The sequence below is a fragment of the Chryseobacterium oryzae genome (assembly GCF_022811665.1).
Lineage (GTDB): Bacteria > Bacteroidota > Bacteroidia > Flavobacteriales > Weeksellaceae > Chryseobacterium > Chryseobacterium oryzae.
The window spans coordinates 525,208-545,136 of record NZ_CP094529.1; the positions used below are offsets into that span (position 1 = coordinate 525,208).

Genomic DNA, 19,929 nt, shown 5'->3' on the forward strand with positions numbered 1-19,929 from the left:
ATGAGAAAACTATATGCTATCGTATGTTTAGCTCTTTTGTCGAATGCATACAAAGCACAAGAATCATTACCATACTATCAGCAATATCTTTTAGATGGTGAGTTCCTGTTCAACCCTGCACAATACGGTAAAACTGACTATGTACAGCTTAATCTAAATTATCAGCAACAATTTTCAAAATTCAGCGAGTCTCCAAACGTACAGTCTGTGGGGATTAACGCTAATATTTTTGATAGAGTTGGAGCCGGTATTTCTGTTTTTAGAGACAGCAACGGTCCTATTTCTGCCGGTGGTATTACTGCGGGAGCTTCTTATTTTATCCCATTAAGCAGTGAAGGGGAAAGAAAAGATCAGTTTTCTTTTGGTACAAGTGTTAATTTTTATAATATGAATTTCGATTATTCTAAAATTAATACTCAAGATGGTTACGATCCTTTGTTACAAGGTAATGAAAGTAATATCTTTATGGTGTATGCTAACTTCGGTTTGGCTGCAACCTACAGAGGGATTTATGGAGGTGTTTCGGTAAATGATATCGCTTTAAGCAACGATCAGGCTATTGTAAACAATTACGAGCCTTCTCCAATTAAATTCTTCCTGAATTTAGGATACGATTGGAGATTGGCAGACAACATCGCTCTTACACCATCTGTTTTGGTTAATTTGAATACTAATTCTACGAGAATGACAGATTTCAACTTGATGGCAACTTTTTCTAACGACATCAACGCTTTCTCAATCGGTGCAAGTTACAGAACAGTACAAAACAGATTCGATAATCAGCAGTTAAGCATTTCACCAATTGTTAAAGTAAGATTCAACAAGTTTATGGTGGGAGCAACTTATAACCTTGGGATGTCCGATATTCAGACTTACGGAGGAAACAGCTTCATGATTGGTCTTGGTTATAACTTCGACAACTTTATCAATCATAGAGGATTTAGATATTAATATCAATTTAATTTGAATACATTTGAGCTCTGAAATTTTCAGAGCTTTTTTATTTATGATTTACCTTCACATTCCCTTTTGCAAACAGAAGTGCAGCTACTGTAATTTTCATTTTTCTACTTCTTTACAGTTTAAAGATGAAATGATTTCTGCAATGAAAAAGGAAATCTTTCTCCGCAAAGAAGAACTGCAAAATAATAGCTTAAAATCTCTTTATTTTGGAGGAGGAACACCTTCCATTCTTACAACCGATGAAATTCATTCTTTAATTGATGAGGTTTTAAAATATTTCAGCTTCGAAAAAGATGTTGAGATCACCTTAGAAGCCAATCCTGATGATCTGAATAGAACTTTTTTGAAAGATCTTTCAAAATCCCCGGTAAACCGCCTATCCATAGGAACACAAAGTTTTTTTGAAGAAGATTTAAAACTCATGAACCGTGCACATAACGCTTCGGAAGCAGAAAGCTCTATTAAAAGAGCTCAGGATTTTGGGTTTGATAATTTAAGTATCGACTTAATTTATGGTTCACCAAGTTCTAATTTGGAAATTTGGAAAGAAAATCTCAATAAAACGATTGCCCTGGAAATTCCTCACATTTCTTCGTATGCTTTAACGGTAGAACCTAAAACAGCCTTAGAAAACTGGGTTTCTAAAGGTAAAATTTCTACTCCGAAAGAAGAAGATCAGAATCTGGAATTCTATTACATGACCGATTTTTTAAAAGATCATGGTTTTGAACATTATGAAGTTTCCAATTTTGCAAAATCTGGATTTCATTCCAGGCATAATTCTGCCTATTGGAAGTATAAAGAATATCTGGGAATTGGCCCTTCCGCACATTCTTATAACGGAACAGATGTAAGAAGCTGGAATGTTGCCAATAATCAGCAATATATAAAGCAACTGAATTCTAATATTTTAGCCAAAGAAACCGAAATTCTTTCAGAGCAGGATCAGTTCAACGAAATGATTATGATTGGTTTAAGAACAATTTGGGGTGTAGATTTAGAAAATTTAAATCAGAAATTCTCAGAAAACATTTTGAATTATTTTAATAAAGAAATTCAGAATAAAATAGAAGAAGGAATTCTGGAAATTGAAAATAATCACCTCAAAATTCCTGAAAAACATTGGTTTATGGCAGACGGAATTGCTGCAGATTTGTTTCAGGTCTAAAAATTTTTAATCCCGAATCTCAGATTTAAAATCTTTAAGTATTTTTGCATTAAATTTCAAAGCATTTGAAAACTAAAAAACAAGATTATTCGCATCTTTCGTCTAAACAGCCCATTGGTATTTTCGATAGTGGAGTGGGAGGACTTACTGTGGCTAAAGAAATTAAAAGGCTGCTTCCAAACGAAGATTTAATATATTTTGGAGATACAAAACACCTTCCTTACGGTGAGAAATCCAAAGAAGCAATTATAGGGTATTCTACAAAAATTGCTAATTTTCTTCTAGAACAAAACTGTAAAGCGATTGTAATTGCATGTAATACAGCAACAGCAAATGCTTTGAACGAAGTGATGGAATCCGTAGCCGGAAAAGTTCCTGTTATTGACGTTATTAATCCTGTAGCCGAAAAAGTTTCATACGAAATTCATAATAATGTGGGCGTAATTGCGACGAAGGCAACGGTAAATTCTGGTTTGTACAAGAAGAGTATAAGAAAGCACAATAAATTTATTAAAGTAGATGAACTGGCAACTCCTCTTTTGGTTCCTGCCATAGAAGAAGGCTTTAAAAATCATCCTATTACTCATGCGATAATTTATAATTATCTAAGCAACAGTAAATTAAAGAATATTGAAACCTTGATTTTGGGCTGTACTCACTATCCGTTATTAATTGATGAAATTAAACAGTATTACGGAAACCGCGTACGAGTGATAGATTCTCCGAATATTGTTGCGAGTCATCTCAAGATTATTTTAGATAAATATCATCTGCTGAATGAAAACAATGCACATCCGGTATATCAATTCTATCTTTCGGATATCACGAAAAATTTCGAAAAAATCTCTAAAAAATTCTTTGGTAAAACAATAGATTTAGAGCTGAAAGTATTATAAAAAATCGGGATTCAAAAAAATGAATCCCGATTTTTTTATTCTGTGGAAAGTTCTGGTTCAGTTTCTTCTGTATTAGGTTCATAAAAACTGAAGCTCACATTTCCGTATTTCCTTGTATATTTATAGTTGGGATGGTCTAGTTTCAGTCTGCTTTGGTGTTCTACAATTAGCACGCCGTTAGGTTTAAGGTATTTGTTATTCAGCACTAAAGAAATAAGTTCCTGATATTTTTTTTCTTCCGTTTCAAAGGGAGCATCGGCAAAAACAATCTCAAAAGATTTCTTATTTCTGAATTTTTTCAGCCAATCGTACACATCACCACGTTGTGTACTTATTTGAAGGCTCATATCCAATTCTGATGCTGTAGAATTAATAAAAGAAGTGTGTTTGGGATTCATCTCCACAGAGGTTATATCTTGGCAACCTCTTGATGCAAATTCAAGACTTATGGAGCCAATTCCTGCAAACAAATCGAGTACAGAAACAGACTGCATATCGTAAGTGTTTTCCAGAATGCTGAAGAGTGCCTCTTTGGCGAAATCTGTGGTAGGTCTTACATCAAAATGTTTTGGTGCGGCTATTTTCTTTGCTTTCCATTTTCCGGAAATGATTCTGTACATTGTAATGGTTTTTTGAATTGTAATAGGTAATAGATAACAGGAAATCTGAGATTAATCTGTATTCTAAGCCTAATTTAGGATGAAATTCTTATTCGGAATATTATCGTAAACTACTTTAAGATTTTTTACAAACTTCTGAAGTTCAGATATAAATGTTTCGTTTTCGGTAGTTTCTCCGTAAACATAAAAGTTGGTTTCTTTTATCCCGAACCCAATTTTACTAAGCGTAAACATCACAAAGTAAAGAAAATCTACTTCAGAATTTACATCTAAGTTATTGTAGAGAATTACTTTCTTATTCAGAATAGCAAAAAACTCGCATTGGTTATGGTAGAGATTGATGTGGATTTCCTTGCTGTTTTTATTGCTGATTGAGTTCAGAAACTTTTCTCCCGAAAAATTAAATCTAACAGGAATAGAAAGATCTTTTATTTTTTTGTAAAAATTTCTCGGAAAAGTATAATAAAACTGAACTTTGAATTTTTTATTCACAGAAAGCATCAGCTCTTCATTTTCTTTGTCTACTGGTGCGTTAAAGGCAATTAAATCATATCCAGAGTCATGATCTTCAAAACCTTCAGGCATCAAAGTAAAATGGTTGAGGGCAGAAATAACAGAAACCTCGTCATATCTCTGCTTCAGTAAGATTTCTTCCAGTTTGCCGAGAATATAATTTTCTGGAGATTCTTCGGTCACGAAAAAAGAATTTTCTTCCAGAATGCTTTTATTTTTAGCAATTTGGTAAATAAGTCCGTCTTTTGTAAAAAGTAAATGTAGTACGTTCATATTGCAATTGTTGCAAATTTAGTGAAATTCTACCATTACCGCACCCGATTGATGATGCAGAATGTCTTTATTATAAAAATCCAGACCAGTCTGGCTTTCGAGAACGTCTAATACCATTTTCTGCAAAACGCCATCGCCGATTCCGTGTATAATTTCGAGTTTTTTCAAATGGTTTTTTCTACAAAAACTAATGGTTTCCAGCAGTTTTTCTTTTTGAATAAAAAGTCTTTCAAAACTATCGTATTCATTAGTGTTTTTCACTAAATAATGAAAATGAAGATCCAAAACAAATGGATTTTTGTCGTGCTTTTTAGAACTTATTTTTCGGGGTTCTGCTTTTTTAACGATCTCAATGTTATCGTAGATTGAAGCGTTTTTCGGGACCAGTTTTTGTTTCGGATAAGAATGTGTAAATCCATATTCATCTTTAAAAACAACAGTATTCCCATTCACCGAAGTAATTACCCCGCCTAAATCTTCATCTACCACAGAAACTTTATCTCCAATTTTCACACGATATTATTTTTTTTAGGAGCCGGGAACCTGCTTTCCGCTCATACTCCTCACTCCATTGCATTTGCCATTTCCTGTTGCGGGGTAACCGCTACAATCAGGGCTAAAATATTTCACACCAATCAAATGACGTTCAATACTACTTTGGGTAAAACTGAACTCTGCAAAAATAAGAATTCAAACTTTTTTACCCAATTCAATCAGGGCTAAATCTTTTATTTCTTCACCATCTATTACAAACTGCAACATTGTTCTCATGGTATGCCATCCTTGTTTTCCGCAAGCTCCGGGATTCAGATGAAGAAGCTTGTTTTTTTCATCATACATTACCTTCAGAATATGAGAATGCCCCGAAATAAATAATTTCGGACTGCTTTCTGAAATTTCTTTCTTAGCTAAAGGCGAATATTTCCCGGGATAACCACCGATATGAATCATCATTACTTCTACCTTTTCACACATAAAACGATGTACTTCCGGGAATTCAGAACGGATTTTTGCTCCGTCTATATTCCCGTAAACACCTCGTAAAGGCTTTGTTTTTTCGAGTTGTTCGATAATTTCAAAACTTCCGAAATCTCCGCAATGCCAAATTTCATCAGCCTGCTTCGCATAATCTAAAATTCTTTCATCAATATAAGAGTGTGTGTCGGAAAGAAGCAGAATTTTAGTCATAGAATAGTAACTTTTAATTGGAAAACTCAGATTTAGAACAAAGTAAATTCAAAAAAATATTTTAATGATCTATTTCTGGTTTTAATCTAAAAACAAATTTACTCAATAATACTGAATTGATTAAATTTGAGAAAATTTAAAAAAAATATGAAACGATATTTGTCTTTCTTCTTTATTGTCTTTTCTTTAATCTCTTTTGCACAAGTTGAAGAAAAAAAACTGGACGAGCTAATTCAGAATACCTTGAAAACATTTGATGTTCCTGGAATGTCTGTAGGAATTATTAAAGATGGAAAAACGGTATTTTCCAAAGGATTTGGGGTTCGTTCTTTAACTACAAAGCTCCCGATGGACGACCATACTTTGGTGGGAATAGCTTCCAATTCAAAGGCTTTTACCTGTGTTGCACTTGCCATTTTATCCGACGAAGGAAAACTGAATTGGGATGATAAAGTTTCTAAATACATTCCCGAATTTCAGATGTATGATCCTTATGTTTCTCAAAATGTAACCATCAAAGATTTGGTAACACACAGGGCTGGTTTAGGTCTTGGACAAGGAGATTTAATGTTTTTTCCTGAAGGTGGAAATTTAACGGTAAAAGATATTGTGCACAATGTGAGGTATTTAAAACCTGAAAATCCTTTCAGAACAACTTTAGATTATAACAATATCATGTTTATCGTTGCAGGAGAGGTGATTACCAGAATTTCCGGACTAAGTTGGGCAGAATTTATCGAACAGAGAATAATGAAACCAGTTGGGATGAATGCAAGCTTCGGAAGTTATAACAGAGCAAAAGCGATTGCCAATAAAATTGATGCACACGCACCGGTAGATGGTAAAGCGGTAGCCATTACTCACGATTGGAATGAAACTGCCAACGCAGCCGGAGGAATTATGAGTAATATTAAAGACATGACAATCTGGGCACAATTTCTTCTGAATAATTTTACAACAAAAGATGGTAAAAAACTGGTTTCAGATAAAAATATCCAACAGCTTTGGAGTTTACAAATATCCAGTCCGGTTTCACTAAAAAATTCTTATGATACCAATTTTTATGGTTACGGATTGGGCTGGTTTTTAAGCGATGTAAAAGGTCATAAACAAGTTCAGCACACAGGAGGTTTAAATGGAACTGTAACGCAGTTTACATTAATCCCCGATATGAAGCTGGGAATTGTGGTTTTAACCAATCAGCAGTCGGGTGCAGCTTTCAACACGATTACCAATACTGTGAAAGATTCTTATCTTGGTATTGCAGATAGAAACTGGCTGAAAACTTACAGCGAAAGAATGAAAAAAGCAGACGGAGAATACAGTAAGCAGAAAAAGGAAGCATTTGCTAAGTCGGAAGCATTCAGAAAAGAGAAAAATCTACATCCGAGACCTGAGCAGTTTGTAGGAACGTATAATGACCAGTGGTTTGGCGATATAGAGATTTCTCCAGTAGGAAATACATACAGAATTTCATGTAAAAATTCGCCAAGATTAAAAGGAGAACTGCTTCCTTTTTCCAATAATTCTTTCATCATCAAATGGGATGACAGAAGTTATGATGCCGATGCTTATCTTATATTTAATTATGATGAAAACGGTAAAGCCGAATCTGCAAAGATGAAAGCTATTTCAGATGTTACCGATTTTAGCTTCGATTTTGATGATTTGGATCTAAAAAGAAAATAAAATTTATAAATGAAAAACGGACTTTCGAGAGTCCGTTTTTTTTTAATGAATGAATTAAATTTTAGCAGGCTCGTAAAAGAAAAGAAGTTTTTTTCTTGCTCCTTCGAATTGAGACCACGAATCGCAGTCGATTTCAAATCCGGCAACACCACAAGTCGGAAAATGAAAAATATGATCTGTAATGGAGTTGGCAAAATTTGAAATCCCATTATTATGCGAGAAAATAGCAACAGAATTTACATCATCATGAAGATCGTAAATAACAGAATGAAAGTTATTTTCTGAAGGATTGTAAAGTTTATCATTGGTTACCAAATCTAAATGATAAGTATCATTAAAGATTTTCCCGGTATTCAATGCTCTTACCGCAGGACTCGAAACCAAATAATCTATGTTAATACTGCTGTTTTTTAGATGTTTAGACATTTTTAAAGCATCCTGAAGGCCTTTGTCTGCCAAAGGTCTGTCGAAGTCATCTGTTTCTTCCGGCCAGTCGCTTTTTGCATGTCTTACGAGTATTAGTTTTTTCATAGCATTGATTTTGAGCAACATAAAATTAAAGAAAAATTAATTAATAAATGGAATTTTATAAAAAAAACTGTGTTACAGATAAAATCAGTAAATTTTATTAAATTTGCAGACTTATGGGACAAATCCTTGCAATAGACTATGGAAAAGCTCGTTGCGGCATTGCAGCAACAGATGATATGCAGATTATTGCAAGCGGATTAGATACTGTGGAAACACATTTTTTGATTAGTTTTTTAGCGCAGTATTTCAGTAAGAATAGAGTAGATGCAATTGTGGTAGGACTTCCCGTAGATTTAAAAGGACAGATTTCCGAGGTGGAAACCGATATTTTAAGTTTTATCGAAAAGTTTAAAAGTGAGTTTCCGGATATTAAGGTTGAAAGATTAGACGAGCGTTTTACTTCTAAAATGGCATCGTTTTTTATATCTCAAAGTGGAAAATCTAAAAAGCAGAGACAACAGAAGGGATTAATAGATAAAGTAAGTGCAACCATCATATTGCAGAATTTTTTAGAACAGAAAATAAGATGATTTTACCGATAAGAGCTTTTGGAGATCCGGTTCTGAGAAAAACCGGAAAAGAAATAGATAAAAATTACCCTGATCTTCAGGAGCTGATTGATAATATGTTTGAAACCATGTACAGCGCAAACGGAATAGGACTTGCTGCACCACAAATTGGGTTAGATATCAGATTATTTGTTATAGATGTAACTCCTTTGGCTGAAGACGAAGATTATGAAGATATTGCCGAGGAACTTAAAGAATTTAAAAAAGTTTTTATCAACGCAACAATTTTAGAAGAGTCGGGCGAAGAATGGAAATTCAATGAAGGATGTCTTTCTATTCCGGATGTAAGAGAAGATGTAAAAAGAAAAAGCACCATTTTAATCGAATATTTTGATGAAAATTTTGTAAAGCATACAGAAACTTTTTCCGATATTAGAGCCCGTGTAATTCAGCATGAGTACGACCATATCGAGGGTACTCTTTTTACGGATCATCTAAGTGCACTGAAGAAAAAACTTGTAAAAGGCAAACTTGCCAAGATTACTCAGGGAGATGTCTCTATCAGTTATAAAATGAGATTCCCAAAATAGATTAACATAAACAAAGTAAATAATAAATAGAAAGCCGAAAGCTTTTGTTGAAATTAAAAAAATAAAAATTATGCTGTTAGAAAAAATAATTTCGATTTCGGGAAAACCAGGTCTTTATAAACTGGTATCGCAGTTGAGAAACGGTTTTATCATTGAAGATGTTACTTCAAAGAAAAAAGTAAGCATCGGAAACTCCAGTCAGGTAAGTCTTTTGGATAATATTGCGATGTTTACATTCGACAAAGAAGTTCCTTTGTTTGAAGTATTCGAAAACATTGCAAAAAATACAGAATATAAAGAAACTATTTCTCACAAATCTTCAGATGCAGAACTTACTGAGTTTATGACTGTATCGCTTCCGAATTACGATACAGACAGAGTATATACTTCTGATATTAAAAAACTGGCTCAGTGGTACAATATTCTTCATAAAGCAGGATACATCACACCGGAAAGTTTTGTAAAAGCAGAACCGGAAACTTTGGAAGGAGAAAAAGCAGAAGAAGTAAGTTTAGACAAAGATGCTCCAAAAAAAGCAGCACCAAAAGCTGAAAAACCAGCAGCACCAAAAGTAAAAGCAAATACAGGTGCAAAAGCAGCTGCGAAAAGCACACACAGAAAAATGGGATAATTTAATCCTGAAATTTACCATATTACCTTATCATTACTGATAAGGTTTTTTGTTTTATAATGGCTATAACAACTGATGTAAACACAGTAATAAGAAATTTAGAATAGGTAGTTTTTTTAAATGTTTACAAACCCTGAACTTTTGGTTATTTTATTTAAAGATAAAAAAAACTCAAGATTTCCCTTAAATTTGCATTAGTTTCAAGCTTAATTATGAATACCAAACAAGAAAAACTGGACGCTTTCGGAAGATTACTCGATATTATGGATGATCTTCGGGAAAAATGTCCGTGGGATAAAAAACAGACTTTAGAATCTTTAAGACATTTAACTCTGGAGGAAACCTACGAACTTTCTGATGCGATTCTGAAAAACGATTTGCAGGAGATTAAAAAAGAACTCGGAGATGTGCTTCTTCATCTTGTTTTTTATGCTAAAATAGGTTCAGAAAAACAGAGTTTTGATATTGCAGACGTAATTAATTCCTTAAATGAAAAATTAATTTTCAGACATCCTCATATTTATGGAGATACAACCGTGAAAGATGAAGAAGAAGTAAAACAAAACTGGGAAAAACTGAAGTTGAAAGAAGGCAATACGTCTATTTTAGGCGGAGTTCCTAAAAGTCTTCCGAGTTTGGTAAAAGCGTACAGAATTCAGGATAAAGTAAAAGGAATTGGTTTTGAATTTCATGATGCCGAAGATGCCTGGAAAAAAGTGGATGAGGAAATACAGGAATTTCATCAGGAAACAGATCCCGAGAAAAAAGAAACAGAATTGGGTGATGTATTTTTTTCGTTGATTAATTATGCAAGGATTTCGGGCATCAATCCAGATTCTGCACTGGAGAAAACCAATAATAAGTTTATTTCGAGATTTCAAAAAATGGAAACATTAGCCGTTGAAAATAATATGAATCTTGCAGAATTATCGTTAGAAGAAATGAATGTTTTGTGGGAAAAAGCTAAACTTTTACAATAAATGAAAGTTCAGAATCCCGCTCCTCATAGATTTCAATATTTATTGGAATTCAAACAGACAGACAGAAAATGGCATTTCCCTTTTTTGGCAGCATTATGCGTAGGAAGCTGTCTGTATATAGGATATTTTTTAGATAAACCCAACTATGGTGCTCTTTCAAGTTTGGGAGCATTAACCATTTTATACTTTACATCTGCACCTATCACGCAGAGAATGATTCATCTTGCCGTTTGTGCTTTCGGAATTATTTTATCGTTTGCAGTAAGCTCTTTTTTCGGATTTAATATTTATTTTGCGGCTCTTTCTGTAGGAATTGTTGCTTTTCTTGCCCATTTTATTACCTCTTACTTTAAAATTCCCCCTCCCGGAAATTTTTTCTTCATCATGATGGCTTCAATGGCAAGTACCTATAAATTCGATCTGGAGATGATTCCCACAAGGGTAGGATTGGTAGCTATGGGAGCTATCCTTTCCTGTTCGTTTGCATTTCTCTATTCTGTTTTTATCGCAAAAAGTAAGGTGGTAATGGTTCCGAGGAGAAGTTTTAATAAAAGAAGATATACCAAATTTGTAGAAAGCGCCATCATCGGTTTTTTTATGGCTCTTACACTGGTGGTTGGGCATCTTCTCGAATTTAAAAATACTTACTGGATTTCTATTGCAACCGTTGCCATCATTCAGGGACGAAATTTCGAGCATGTAAGACAAAGAAATATGCACAGGATTTTGGGAACATTTGTTGGAATTGGTTTTACATGGCTGATACTTTTTTTTAATCCTGAAAAAATTTTTATTATTCTCATAATTACGGTTTTGCAGTTTTTAATTGAGTTTTTTGTAATAAGAAATTATGGTTTGGCAGTTATTTTTATTACTCCGCTAACGATTCTTCTGGTAGAAGCAGCAAGTGAAGTTCATCACGATGTAGAAACGCTAATGTATGCAAGACTTCTAGATACCATTATCGGAAGTTTATTAGGTTTAACTGCAGGATTTTTTCTGCATCATCAGAAAATAATTAACAGCATTGAGAAAAATGTGAGGTATTCTTACTTTCAGTTTAAAAAATTAAAAAAATAGATATGTTGCGCATAATCATTTTAGGTGTGCTTTTATTATGGAGTTGCAACCCGAAATCTCAGAATTCATCCAGTTCGGATGTTTTAAAGACAGAGTTTTCATTGCCTAAAAAGCTTAAAGAAGTTTCAGGAATTGCACTTTCTCCAGATAAGAAAATAATTTGGGCGATAGAAGATGCCGGTAATAAAAATATGGTGTATGGTTTGGATCGGGGAGGAATGCAAGTTGCTGATGTTTTGGTAAAAAACACAGAAAATAACGACTGGGAAGATATTACATCCGATAAAAATGGCAATCTGTATATTGGAGATTTTGGTAATAACGATAACGACCGGCAAAATCTTTCAATTATTAAAATTGATTTGAAAAGTGAAAATCAAAAATCGACAAAAGTTATCCAAAAGACAACATTTCATTATGAAGGTCAGACAGATTTTCCTCCAAAAAAATCGAACTGGCTGTACGATTGTGAAGCTTTTGTAGAAAAAAACGGATATTTTTATTTATTTACAAAAAACAGAAGTAAAGGATTTGACGGTACTTTTTTGGTATTCAAAATTCCTAATCAGGCAGGTGATTTTGAGGCAAAACTTATCGGCAGACTTAAGTTGGAAGGAACTTATGATGATGCTGCAATTACTTCTGCAGCGATCAATTCTAAAAATCAGATTGTACTTCTAACTCATAAAAATATTCATATTGTATCCGGCTTTGGAAATGATAATTTTAATTCAGCCAAAATTCTCAAGATTTCTTTAAATCACAATTCACAAAAAGAAGCTGTTGTTTTTCTTGATGATAAAACATTGCTAATTGCCGATGAAAGAAACAAGAAAGAAGGCGGAAATGTATATAAATATTCCTTACAATAAGAAACTGTAAAATCTCGAAATAGCTTGAAGTTATTTTTACGAAAAAAGCATCTCAAAAATGATTAATTGAGATGCTTTTTTAATATTTTCTATCACTTAATGGTTTTTTGGGCTTAGAAATTCATTCCCAAACCACCGGAAACTCTTCCACCATCTTCTCCTACAAAATACTGTATTTTTGCTGAGAAAGATTCGAGAATATTCAGCCAAAAACCTGCACCAGCACCTTGATGCCATTTGCGGGAATATTCATTATCAATCCAGACTCTTCCAACATCATAACCTACCAAGATTCCCATGTTTACCGGGACAATACTGTTCTTTATTCTGCCGAAATCCCATCGTATCTCCGAATTATTGGCGAGATAAGACTTTCCGGCAAATCTTTCATTTCGGTAAGCTCTCATGGCATTATTTCCTCCAATTGCAGCCGCCTGAAAAAATTCAAAATGATTATTATTAATCATCATCGCATAAGTAGAATTTGCGAAAACAAATTTTCCTTTCTTATCTATTCTATGGAAAATACTCATTTTTCCTGAAAGTGATGCGAAATTCCTGTTAAGCTCCTGAAGATTGGTTTTCCAACCTGCGTTAACTAGAAATTCCATTCCCAAAGTAGGAAAAGCATTATTATCCATATTTTTGAAGCTGAATGTATAATTAACTCCTGCAAATTGCTGATTATAAAAAACTTCTGGTCTTACATCTGAAGAAACAGCAATAAAACGGTCGTTATTTCTTTGCACTTTACTGTTTTCGAAGCTAAGCTGAAACTGATGCTTTAAATTCAGCCAGTTAGTTGTAGAAATAGAAGGAGCAAATCTGAACTGCGAAATTCTTGCACGGTTAAAATTTTTGTCGTCTTCTCCGGCATCATTTACGCTATTATTCCCCAAACCAAAGAAAGTTCTTGCGAAATAAGGCGTGGTATATGAAGCATCTATTGCAGCATCCCATCCCATAATAGCTTTTTTGAAAATTCCGTTATATTTTAGGTTGAATCCGCCTGTTGCAGTATAAAAATTGGCACTCAAACTGTGTTTTTGAGTAAAAGGATTTCGGATAAAATTGTTTACGGTATAATTGGCTAAAAACCCTAAAATTACGCCGTCATCCGGATTGAAATTAACATTTGGATATCCTGCTACAAAATTATACTTCGGATGTTTCCAATTATAGGTATTTACATCATAATCATCTGTTATTCTTTTGGTTGTGTTATTTGCATTGTACGTATTTTTTTGCGATTTAAAATCGTAAATTTTTACTTTACCGCCATCCGAAACGTTATAAGTGTCGTGATTGTACCCGCCAATAAGACGAATGTTGGTTTTTGGATTTCCAGTTCCGGAAACTTCAAAAATATCATCACCTTCCAATCCGTAAATCCAGAGTTCTTTTGTTTTTTCAGAGGAATAATTTTTTTCGAAAACAAGTTCTTCCGATTGGTCTTTGTTAATTTTAAATTGTTTTACATCTACAGAGTCATGATGTTTGATAATGACAAATTTATCTCGGTTAACGGTTCCTGCTAAAGGAACTTTTTCCTGTAAAATCTGGTAATATTGGCTTGCATAATGCGTTACTTTCTGCTTTCTGAGTTTTAATTTCCTTTTAATATCCGATAGGGTCTCATCCTGTACTTCTTTTGGGAGATTTTGGAAAGCTTCATCAATATCTTTGTCGGTAAGATGTTCCTGAATGTATTTTGCCTGAATTTCCCAGTCTTTAATATCCGAAGATTTTAAAAGAATTAAATCTAATGGATAAGGTTCCATATTTATCCAACGAACATTTTTAAGATCATCTTTAAAAGATTTCATGTGGCGGATTGCAGGGATATTCATAATAATCTTAAAAGCTGCTCCGTCATAATTACTGAAAGCCTGATCTCTGTCCCTCGGAATAGGTTTGTAAACCACTTTATTTCCGGTTTTGTATTCTGCCCATTTCCATTGGTCTTCGTGGCGATCCCAATCACCAATCAGCATATCGAAAATTCTCGCCCGAATATATGTTTCTTTGTCTACCGAATATTTGCTGTCTTTCAGCATGTTTTTCAATAAATCCGAAGTCGAAATTATATCTGATGCATTATCCAAAGACTGAAGCGTTTTTTTATCCGAAGAAAATCTTTCTTCAATAATGTAAAGTTCATCCCCGTAGTTTTCATTGTATTTTCCTAAACCTTTTTGTTTAGGAATAAAATAGAGTTCTGGGTTGCTGTGGAAAAGATGAATTTTATCTGCCATATTATTTACAGCTAAACCTGTAAAAGGATGACTTGTGGTATAAAAATCTAGTAAGAATCTTTCCGGAAGAGTATTGGTAAGTTCGTTGCCCAGATTATTTTTCTTGAATGCCTGTGCGTTAAGAAAACGAACGGCACTTTTTTTAATTCCGCGCATCACAAATTCCTGTCCGTTGTCGGCTTTCAGACGAAGACTGTTAGATTGGTTGCCTCCACCTTCTCTAAAAGGAGAATAGCCAGGATCCATATCCGAAAGATTTCGCACTTTAGCCTCAATCGATAATGCATAATATTGTCTGTAATGATCTCCCCAAAGCCAACGGTATATTTTTCCTTTCTGAGTAAGTTTTTCTGAATAAATTGTTGAAATTTGGGTGTTAGGCAGGTTTTCTGTGAAATTATATTCAACAGTTTTTGGTTTTTCGATCACTGAGATTTCCGTAAGCTTTTCGAGCTTATTGTTTTTTGTAGAAAAAAATTCTACCTGAGAACTTTGGTCTTTTTTTAAATTTAAAACAACGAATCCGCTACCGCCGTAAGAGAAATCTGTGTTGTTTACAATGGTAGATGGATCGGTTTTAGAACCGGCTCCGCTAATGATCTGCCGGATGTTTTTATCTTGATGGTATTGTAGGTTATGATCGTGACCGGAAACCAAAGTAACATTCTCTTTATCCTGAATAATGCTTTTTATCCTGTTGGCAAAATCGGTGTAATGGCTGTTGCTTAGGTCTTCCATACTCGCTCCGGAAGAACTTCGCAGAATATTGATAAGTGAAGCAACTCCCGGAACAGGTATTTTACTCTTCAAAGGAAAAAGATGAGATTTTGCCGAGTTGAAACCTGCATGAACTCCCGAACTCATTACAGGATGATGTACTGCAACAATAATCCTTTTATCCTGATTTTTTATGATTAACTCTTTAAACTCTGTGAAAAAATCGTCACGGGTGGTAATATCACAGTTTTTGTTGATTCCCGGGTATTTGTCCCAGTCTATTAATGCCCATTCTGAATCTATCACAATAAGCTTAATATCTTTAGACAGACTGATATCGTCTATTGGACATGAGTTTTTGGGAAGAAAAGATTTTTTATCTTTCAAATAGCTTTTTACGAAGTCTTCCTGTGCTTTCAGTCCTTCCAAACCATGGTACCAATCGTGATTTCCGGGAATTACGAGAGTTTTTCCTTTGAAGTTTTTGGTAATGGCAAGTTGGTTTTCCATTTTTTGTTTTGCCAGCGGATATTCTTTATCGGTTTCTTTCGGCATTCCGAGTGGATAAATATTGTCTCCCAGAAAAATAACCATGGAGTTTTCGTCTGCAGAATCTAATTTGTTTTTTAAAAAATTTAAAGTCTGCTGTGCCTGTATTTCTTCTGCATTTCCTGCATCACCAATCAGAAAAATCTGGTAGTCGTTTTCCTTTTCTTCTTTGCCTTTTTGTACTTCGGGAAGATTTTTTCCTTTATTTACGGTGTAGGTTGCACACGATAGCATGGCTGCTGAAAAAAGAATGATCTGAAATATTGCAGAAAAATATTTGGGAGTATATTTAGAAGATAAATTCATACATTTACAGTTAGAAAAATTTAGTGATGAACATATTAGACAAGGCTAAAGTGTATGTTGAAAACTTATTCAAAGATAAGTTATCTTCTGTATATTTTTATCACAATTTTATTCATACCACAAGTGCTGTAAACAAAGCCGAAGAAATAATAAAGCACTCGGATATTTCTGAAGCAGATAGAGAAAAAGTAATCCTTGCCATTTGGTTTCATGATGTGGGATTTACCGACTGCAATGCTGAAGGTCACGAAAAAAGAAGTGCTGAGATTATGAAAGAGTTTCTGCAGAAAGAAAATTATCCGCAGGCGTATATAGATGATGTTTATCAGCTCATTTTATCTACTGAAAAATGTTATCAGCCGAAAAATTTATCTGAGAAAATTATAAAAGATGCAGATTTCAGTCATTTTGCAAGCCCTACTTATCACGATATTTCTGAAGCTTTGCGCAAAGAGTGGGAGCTTACCGGCGGAACCTGCTTTTCTAATGAAGAATGGGATAAACTGAATGTAGATTTCCTAAAAAACAAGCATCGGTATTTCACCAATTATGCTCAAGAAAACTGGGAACCTTTGAAGATGAAAAATGTAAAAAAGATTGAGAAAAAACTCAATAAAGAAGATAAACAGAATAAAGATGATTCGGATAAAAAAGATTCTAAATCTGACCGAAGCGTAGATACTTTATTTCGTGTTACCCTGAATAATCATACAAGATTAAGCGATATTGCCGACAGTAAGGCCAATATTTTGCTTTCTGTAAATGCAATTATTATTTCGGTATGCCTTTCTGTTTTGGTGCCAAAATTAGATACTCCGAAAAATGTACATTTAATAATTCCTACGTTTTTACTTCTTTTATCGAGTGTTCTTACGATTGTTTTTGCAATATTGTCTACCAAGCCTAATGTTACTAAAACTCATTTTACCCAAGAAGACGTTGCCAAAAGAAAAGTAAACTTATTGTTTTTTGGTAACTTTCACCAGATGCTTTTTGATGATTTTCATTCGGCTATGCGAGATTTGCTGAAAGACCGAGATTATATTTATGATTCTATGATTAAAGATTTGTATTTTCTCGGAAAAGTTTTAGACAGAAAATATAAACTTCTTTCTACAACGTACACCATTTTCATGGCAGGAATTATTATTTCTGTTTTGGCATTTGCCTACGCATTTTTAACCCTTTAATGAAGCGAAACCCTTAAAGCCAACAAACCGGAAATTCCCTGTAAATCTTCTACTTTCAATAATTCGACATCGTTTTTCAGAATGTTTTGTTTTTGAAGGGTATTAATGTATTGAAGATATTCTTTTTGGTTTTCCATTCCGAAATAAACAATGACGATTTTTCCCGGTGAGGTTATTCTTTCCTCACGATCTTTTATATGGGCTTTATCCAACCTTTTTTTGATGATTTCATAATAAGAATTGTAGGCTCCGTCTACATCAAAACGTTTTTCGTCCATTCGGAAACGGATGTCTATTTTTTCATTATAAACAAAAATTAAAGAAGCAATATTCAGCGGAATAGGAAGGCTTGGCTGAAATTTTCTGAATTCAGTTTCCATTTTGCAAATGGTTTCAAGCTGCCAGAAACGCAGTTGGTTCAGATGTTTTTGAGAATATTCTAGATTCGGAGCAATGGTTTGTCCCACATACAGATTATGTTCAATTCCGTCCGATTTAAAACGTTCATAATAGTGAGGGAAAATCTGTTGGGCAATGTTCTGTCTGCTGTCTAAAATATCGGCAAGCATACGGTTAACCAACGTTATCGATTCGTCCAGGTTTTTTCTTTGATGATAAAAAAGCTGATTTTGAGTATTTATCTGCCGGAAATAGGATTTTATCTTTTCTTTAGCCTGAATATTGTCTGCAGTTTCCAGTTTTGCCTGTAAAAAAGGATGTATTTCAGTCTGAATCATTCGCTGAAATCTTTGTTCGGTATCTGCTTTTATTTCGTTATTTATTTCGTTTTTTAGAATTTCAACAGCCAAAATATATTTTTCTGAGTCTGAATTGAATTGGCTGAAAACATCCAGAAGAACATCTAACTGCTCGTTGAGGTCTTCTTTCATCAGCATAAAACGTTTTTCCGAAGAAGATCGGATGTCCGAAAAACCGAATAGGGGAGTGAGGTTTTTAAAAGATATTTCTTTAAGTGTATAAATTTTTCTGGTGAGTGATGCATTGAAATACTTTTCGGCTTCATTCCTGAATTTCCAAAATACACTATCGTGAATAGAAGTGTACTCGCGCTGAATAATCGCTTCAATATGGTTGTCTCTTTCTGAGTTGAAGCGGGAAACCGAGAAAAGGATCATTTCGGTGAAAAATTCCATTTTCTTAAGTTTTAAACCATTCAAACTGTTGGGTAAAGAAGAAGTAAATTCCATAATGGCCATCAATTCCCCATTTTTCATCACCGGAATAATAATGAAACTCTTTATATTGGCTTCTTTGATAAGCTGAAAAGAAGGTATTTTTTTTATTTCCTCATCCAGTTTATTTACGTTTCCAACCACAATGGGCTGAGAATTATAAGTAATGTTTTCGAGCGTTGCTTTTCTTACTTCTTCATTAAAGGTTTTGAGCCAGAAATCTAAAATATAGCTTGTAAAAACATTTTCGTAAATAGGCAGATTTTCAAGTTTTTTATATTTCTTGTTGTAAATCATCAAGCCAAAATTCAAATCGGGGACATCAAAATAGGATTTGAAAATTTCAAGAAGATCTTCATTGGAAACAGGGTTTTCAGGATCAATTTCAATAATGGTTGATTTTAAATCTGAAAGTGCAATTTCCGTTGTACAGTCTACCAGACTAATGATGGTAAAACCACGCAATATCCAAGATTTTGGCGGAAAATGTTTTTTCCACAGAGAAATGTCGTCAATATTTTCCAAAAGCATTTCTGCTGTTTCCAAACTGGGGATTTTAGTTCCGTTTTCAGGATAGATATCAATAAAATCGGAATTAAATGTAATTTTATAGTGTTTTAGAATTCCGTTTTTATTTGGGATATCGTAATAGAGTGGAAAATTAGCTCTAAAATCTGTGTTGTAGTGAAGCTGCAAAATAAGACAACAGCAGAAGATGTAAAATTCGTCCGGATTAATATCTCTCAATTTAATTTCAAAATCGGTTCCGGCATCCGAAAGAATGTTTTTAAATCTTTCGGTATAGTTGAAAGTAATACTTGCCAAAGGAACACTGGCGGCTTTAATTTCGTTGTAAGTAAGTCCTTTAGGAAATAAATCTGCAAGCAGCAGTTTAATAAGTTCTGAATGTTTTTCCAGCAGTGATAGATCCTGAAATCCATCTCTTAATTCAGGGATTTTTTTAACTTTTTCGATAAGAGATTCTGCATATTTGGCTCTGTATTCCAAACGGTCGTTATAGCGTATATGCTCCAATACATCCAAATATTTTTTGAACGAAACGAAAACCTGAAATGGATTGTCTTCTGTGAGAAACACTATCTAAAACCTCTAAAAATTCTTCGGCAAAGTTAAAGAAAACATCAGTTTGGTTTTAAGTTTTTTTAAAGCGATTACTCTGAAAAAAAATAAACCCTTGAATATTAATGTATTCAAG

Annotated in this window: 18 protein-coding genes; 11 read left to right on the forward strand and 7 right to left on the reverse strand. The window is 33.9% G+C overall.

What is annotated here, in order from left to right; translation table 11 throughout:
* The 3 genes from MTP08_RS02465 to murI all read left to right on the forward strand — a co-directional run bounded on the left by MTP08_RS02465 (position 1) and on the right by murI (position 3,027).
* Positions 1–951, forward strand: coding sequence for a PorP/SprF family type IX secretion system membrane protein (locus MTP08_RS02465; RefSeq protein WP_243576912.1), 951 nt, complete (start codon positions 1–3; stop codon positions 949–951).
* A 55-nt stretch (positions 952–1,006) separates the two neighbouring features.
* The gene (hemW, locus tag MTP08_RS02470) at positions 1,007–2,131 is read left to right on the forward strand and encodes a radical SAM family heme chaperone HemW (RefSeq protein ID WP_243576913.1); all 1,125 of its coding nucleotides are present in this window, start codon (positions 1,007–1,009) and stop codon (positions 2,129–2,131) included.
* 65 nt (positions 2,132–2,196) lie between these two features.
* Entirely contained in the window at positions 2,197–3,027 is an 831-nt protein-coding gene (gene murI, locus MTP08_RS02475) for a glutamate racemase (RefSeq protein ID WP_243576914.1), read from the forward strand.
* A gap of 35 nt (positions 3,028–3,062) precedes the next feature.
* Here the strand turns inward: murI and MTP08_RS02480 are convergent, their stop codons facing one another.
* The 4 genes from MTP08_RS02480 to MTP08_RS02495 all read right to left on the reverse strand — a co-directional run bounded on the left by MTP08_RS02480 (position 3,063) and on the right by MTP08_RS02495 (position 5,621).
* Complete coding sequence (locus tag MTP08_RS02480) at positions 3,063–3,647, reverse strand: RsmD family RNA methyltransferase (RefSeq protein WP_243576915.1); 585 nt, start codon at positions 3,645–3,647, stop codon at positions 3,063–3,065.
* Positions 3,648–3,716: 69 nt separating this feature from the next.
* Positions 3,717–4,433, reverse strand: coding sequence for a DUF3822 family protein (locus MTP08_RS02485; RefSeq protein WP_243576916.1), 717 nt, complete (start codon positions 4,431–4,433; stop codon positions 3,717–3,719).
* Between the two features lie 18 nt (positions 4,434–4,451).
* On the reverse strand, positions 4,452–4,946 hold the full coding sequence (locus tag MTP08_RS02490) for a Smr/MutS family protein (RefSeq protein ID WP_209389105.1): 495 nt from the start codon (positions 4,944–4,946) through the stop codon (positions 4,452–4,454).
* 177 nt (positions 4,947–5,123) lie between these two features.
* On the reverse strand, positions 5,124–5,621 hold the full coding sequence (locus MTP08_RS02495) for a metallophosphoesterase family protein (RefSeq protein ID WP_243576917.1): 498 nt from the start codon (positions 5,619–5,621) through the stop codon (positions 5,124–5,126).
* Positions 5,622–5,768: 147 nt separating this feature from the next.
* Between MTP08_RS02495 and MTP08_RS02500 the strand changes: the two genes are divergently transcribed.
* The gene (locus MTP08_RS02500; RefSeq protein WP_243576918.1) at positions 5,769–7,310 is read left to right on the forward strand and encodes a serine hydrolase; all 1,542 of its coding nucleotides are present in this window, start codon (positions 5,769–5,771) and stop codon (positions 7,308–7,310) included.
* Positions 7,311–7,364: 54 nt separating this feature from the next.
* Here MTP08_RS02500 and MTP08_RS02505 read toward each other — a convergent pair whose 3' ends face one another.
* On the reverse strand, positions 7,365–7,841 hold the full coding sequence (locus MTP08_RS02505; protein ID WP_243576919.1) for a SixA phosphatase family protein: 477 nt from the start codon (positions 7,839–7,841) through the stop codon (positions 7,365–7,367).
* A 113-nt stretch (positions 7,842–7,954) separates the two neighbouring features.
* Here MTP08_RS02505 and ruvX point away from each other — a divergent pair, with 113 nt between their 5' ends.
* From ruvX to MTP08_RS02535, 6 genes are all read left to right on the forward strand, one after another.
* Positions 7,955–8,371 (forward strand): Holliday junction resolvase RuvX, encoded by a 417-nt coding sequence (ruvX, locus tag MTP08_RS02510; RefSeq protein WP_243576920.1) that lies wholly within the window; start codon positions 7,955–7,957, stop codon positions 8,369–8,371.
* On the forward strand, positions 8,368–8,940 hold the full coding sequence (gene def, locus MTP08_RS02515; RefSeq protein ID WP_209389110.1) for a peptide deformylase: 573 nt from the start codon (positions 8,368–8,370) through the stop codon (positions 8,938–8,940). Before ruvX ends, def begins: the two co-directional genes overlap by 4 nt.
* A 70-nt stretch (positions 8,941–9,010) precedes the next feature.
* On the forward strand, positions 9,011–9,571 hold the full coding sequence (locus MTP08_RS02520) for a DUF5606 family protein (protein WP_243576921.1): 561 nt from the start codon (positions 9,011–9,013) through the stop codon (positions 9,569–9,571).
* Between the two features lie 212 nt (positions 9,572–9,783).
* Positions 9,784–10,551 (forward strand): nucleoside triphosphate pyrophosphohydrolase, encoded by a 768-nt coding sequence (gene mazG / locus MTP08_RS02525; protein WP_243576922.1) that lies wholly within the window; start codon positions 9,784–9,786, stop codon positions 10,549–10,551.
* Positions 10,552–11,631 (forward strand): FUSC family protein, encoded by a 1,080-nt coding sequence (locus MTP08_RS02530; RefSeq protein ID WP_243576923.1) that lies wholly within the window; start codon positions 10,552–10,554, stop codon positions 11,629–11,631.
* Between the two features lie 2 nt (positions 11,632–11,633).
* Positions 11,634–12,503, forward strand: coding sequence for a hypothetical protein (locus MTP08_RS02535; RefSeq protein ID WP_243576924.1), 870 nt, complete (start codon positions 11,634–11,636; stop codon positions 12,501–12,503).
* Positions 12,504–12,616: 113 nt separating this feature from the next.
* Here MTP08_RS02535 and MTP08_RS02540 read toward each other — a convergent pair whose 3' ends face one another.
* A complete protein-coding gene (locus MTP08_RS02540) occupies positions 12,617–16,330 on the reverse strand; it encodes a metallophosphoesterase (RefSeq protein ID WP_243576925.1) in 3,714 nt (1,237 codons plus the stop codon).
* Positions 16,331–16,356: 26 nt separating this feature from the next.
* Here MTP08_RS02540 and MTP08_RS02545 point away from each other — a divergent pair, with 26 nt between their 5' ends.
* The gene (locus MTP08_RS02545; RefSeq protein WP_243576926.1) at positions 16,357–17,520 is read left to right on the forward strand and encodes a Pycsar system effector family protein; all 1,164 of its coding nucleotides are present in this window, start codon (positions 16,357–16,359) and stop codon (positions 17,518–17,520) included.
* Here the strand turns inward: MTP08_RS02545 and MTP08_RS02550 are convergent.
* Positions 17,517–19,811 (reverse strand): GAF domain-containing protein, encoded by a 2,295-nt coding sequence (locus MTP08_RS02550; protein ID WP_243576927.1) that lies wholly within the window; start codon positions 19,809–19,811, stop codon positions 17,517–17,519. The genes MTP08_RS02545 and MTP08_RS02550 overlap by 4 nt on opposite strands.
* Positions 19,812–19,929: the final 118 nt, after the last annotated feature.

What these genes read in the sequence shown, in the direction of transcription:
- MTP08_RS02465 (WP_243576912.1), top strand. Translation starts at nt 1, where the DNA reads ATGAGAAAACTATATGCTATCGTATGTTTAGCTCTTTTGTCGAATGCA.
- hemW (WP_243576913.1), top strand. Translation starts at nt 1,007, where the DNA reads ATGATTTACCTTCACATTCCCTTTTGCAAACAGAAGTGCAGCTACTGT.
- MTP08_RS02480 (WP_243576915.1), bottom strand. Translation starts at nt 3,647, where the DNA reads ATGTACAGAATCATTTCCGGAAAATGGAAAGCAAAGAAAATAGCCGCA.
- MTP08_RS02485 (WP_243576916.1), bottom strand. Translation starts at nt 4,433, where the DNA reads ATGAACGTACTACATTTACTTTTTACAAAAGACGGACTTATTTACCAA.
- MTP08_RS02495 (WP_243576917.1), bottom strand. Translation starts at nt 5,621, where the DNA reads ATGACTAAAATTCTGCTTCTTTCCGACACACACTCTTATATTGATGAA.
- MTP08_RS02500 (WP_243576918.1), top strand. Translation starts at nt 5,769, where the DNA reads ATGAAACGATATTTGTCTTTCTTCTTTATTGTCTTTTCTTTAATCTCT.
- MTP08_RS02505 (WP_243576919.1), bottom strand. Translation starts at nt 7,841, where the DNA reads ATGAAAAAACTAATACTCGTAAGACATGCAAAAAGCGACTGGCCGGAA.
- ruvX (WP_243576920.1), top strand. Translation starts at nt 7,955, where the DNA reads ATGGGACAAATCCTTGCAATAGACTATGGAAAAGCTCGTTGCGGCATT.
- def (WP_209389110.1), top strand. Translation starts at nt 8,368, where the DNA reads ATGATTTTACCGATAAGAGCTTTTGGAGATCCGGTTCTGAGAAAAACC.
- MTP08_RS02520 (WP_243576921.1), top strand. Translation starts at nt 9,011, where the DNA reads ATGCTGTTAGAAAAAATAATTTCGATTTCGGGAAAACCAGGTCTTTAT.
- mazG (WP_243576922.1), top strand. Translation starts at nt 9,784, where the DNA reads ATGAATACCAAACAAGAAAAACTGGACGCTTTCGGAAGATTACTCGAT.
- MTP08_RS02530 (WP_243576923.1), top strand. Translation starts at nt 10,552, where the DNA reads ATGAAAGTTCAGAATCCCGCTCCTCATAGATTTCAATATTTATTGGAA.
- MTP08_RS02535 (WP_243576924.1), top strand. Translation starts at nt 11,634, where the DNA reads ATGTTGCGCATAATCATTTTAGGTGTGCTTTTATTATGGAGTTGCAAC.
- MTP08_RS02540 (WP_243576925.1), bottom strand. Translation starts at nt 16,330, where the DNA reads ATGAATTTATCTTCTAAATATACTCCCAAATATTTTTCTGCAATATTT.
- MTP08_RS02545 (WP_243576926.1), top strand. Translation starts at nt 16,357, where the DNA reads ATGAACATATTAGACAAGGCTAAAGTGTATGTTGAAAACTTATTCAAA.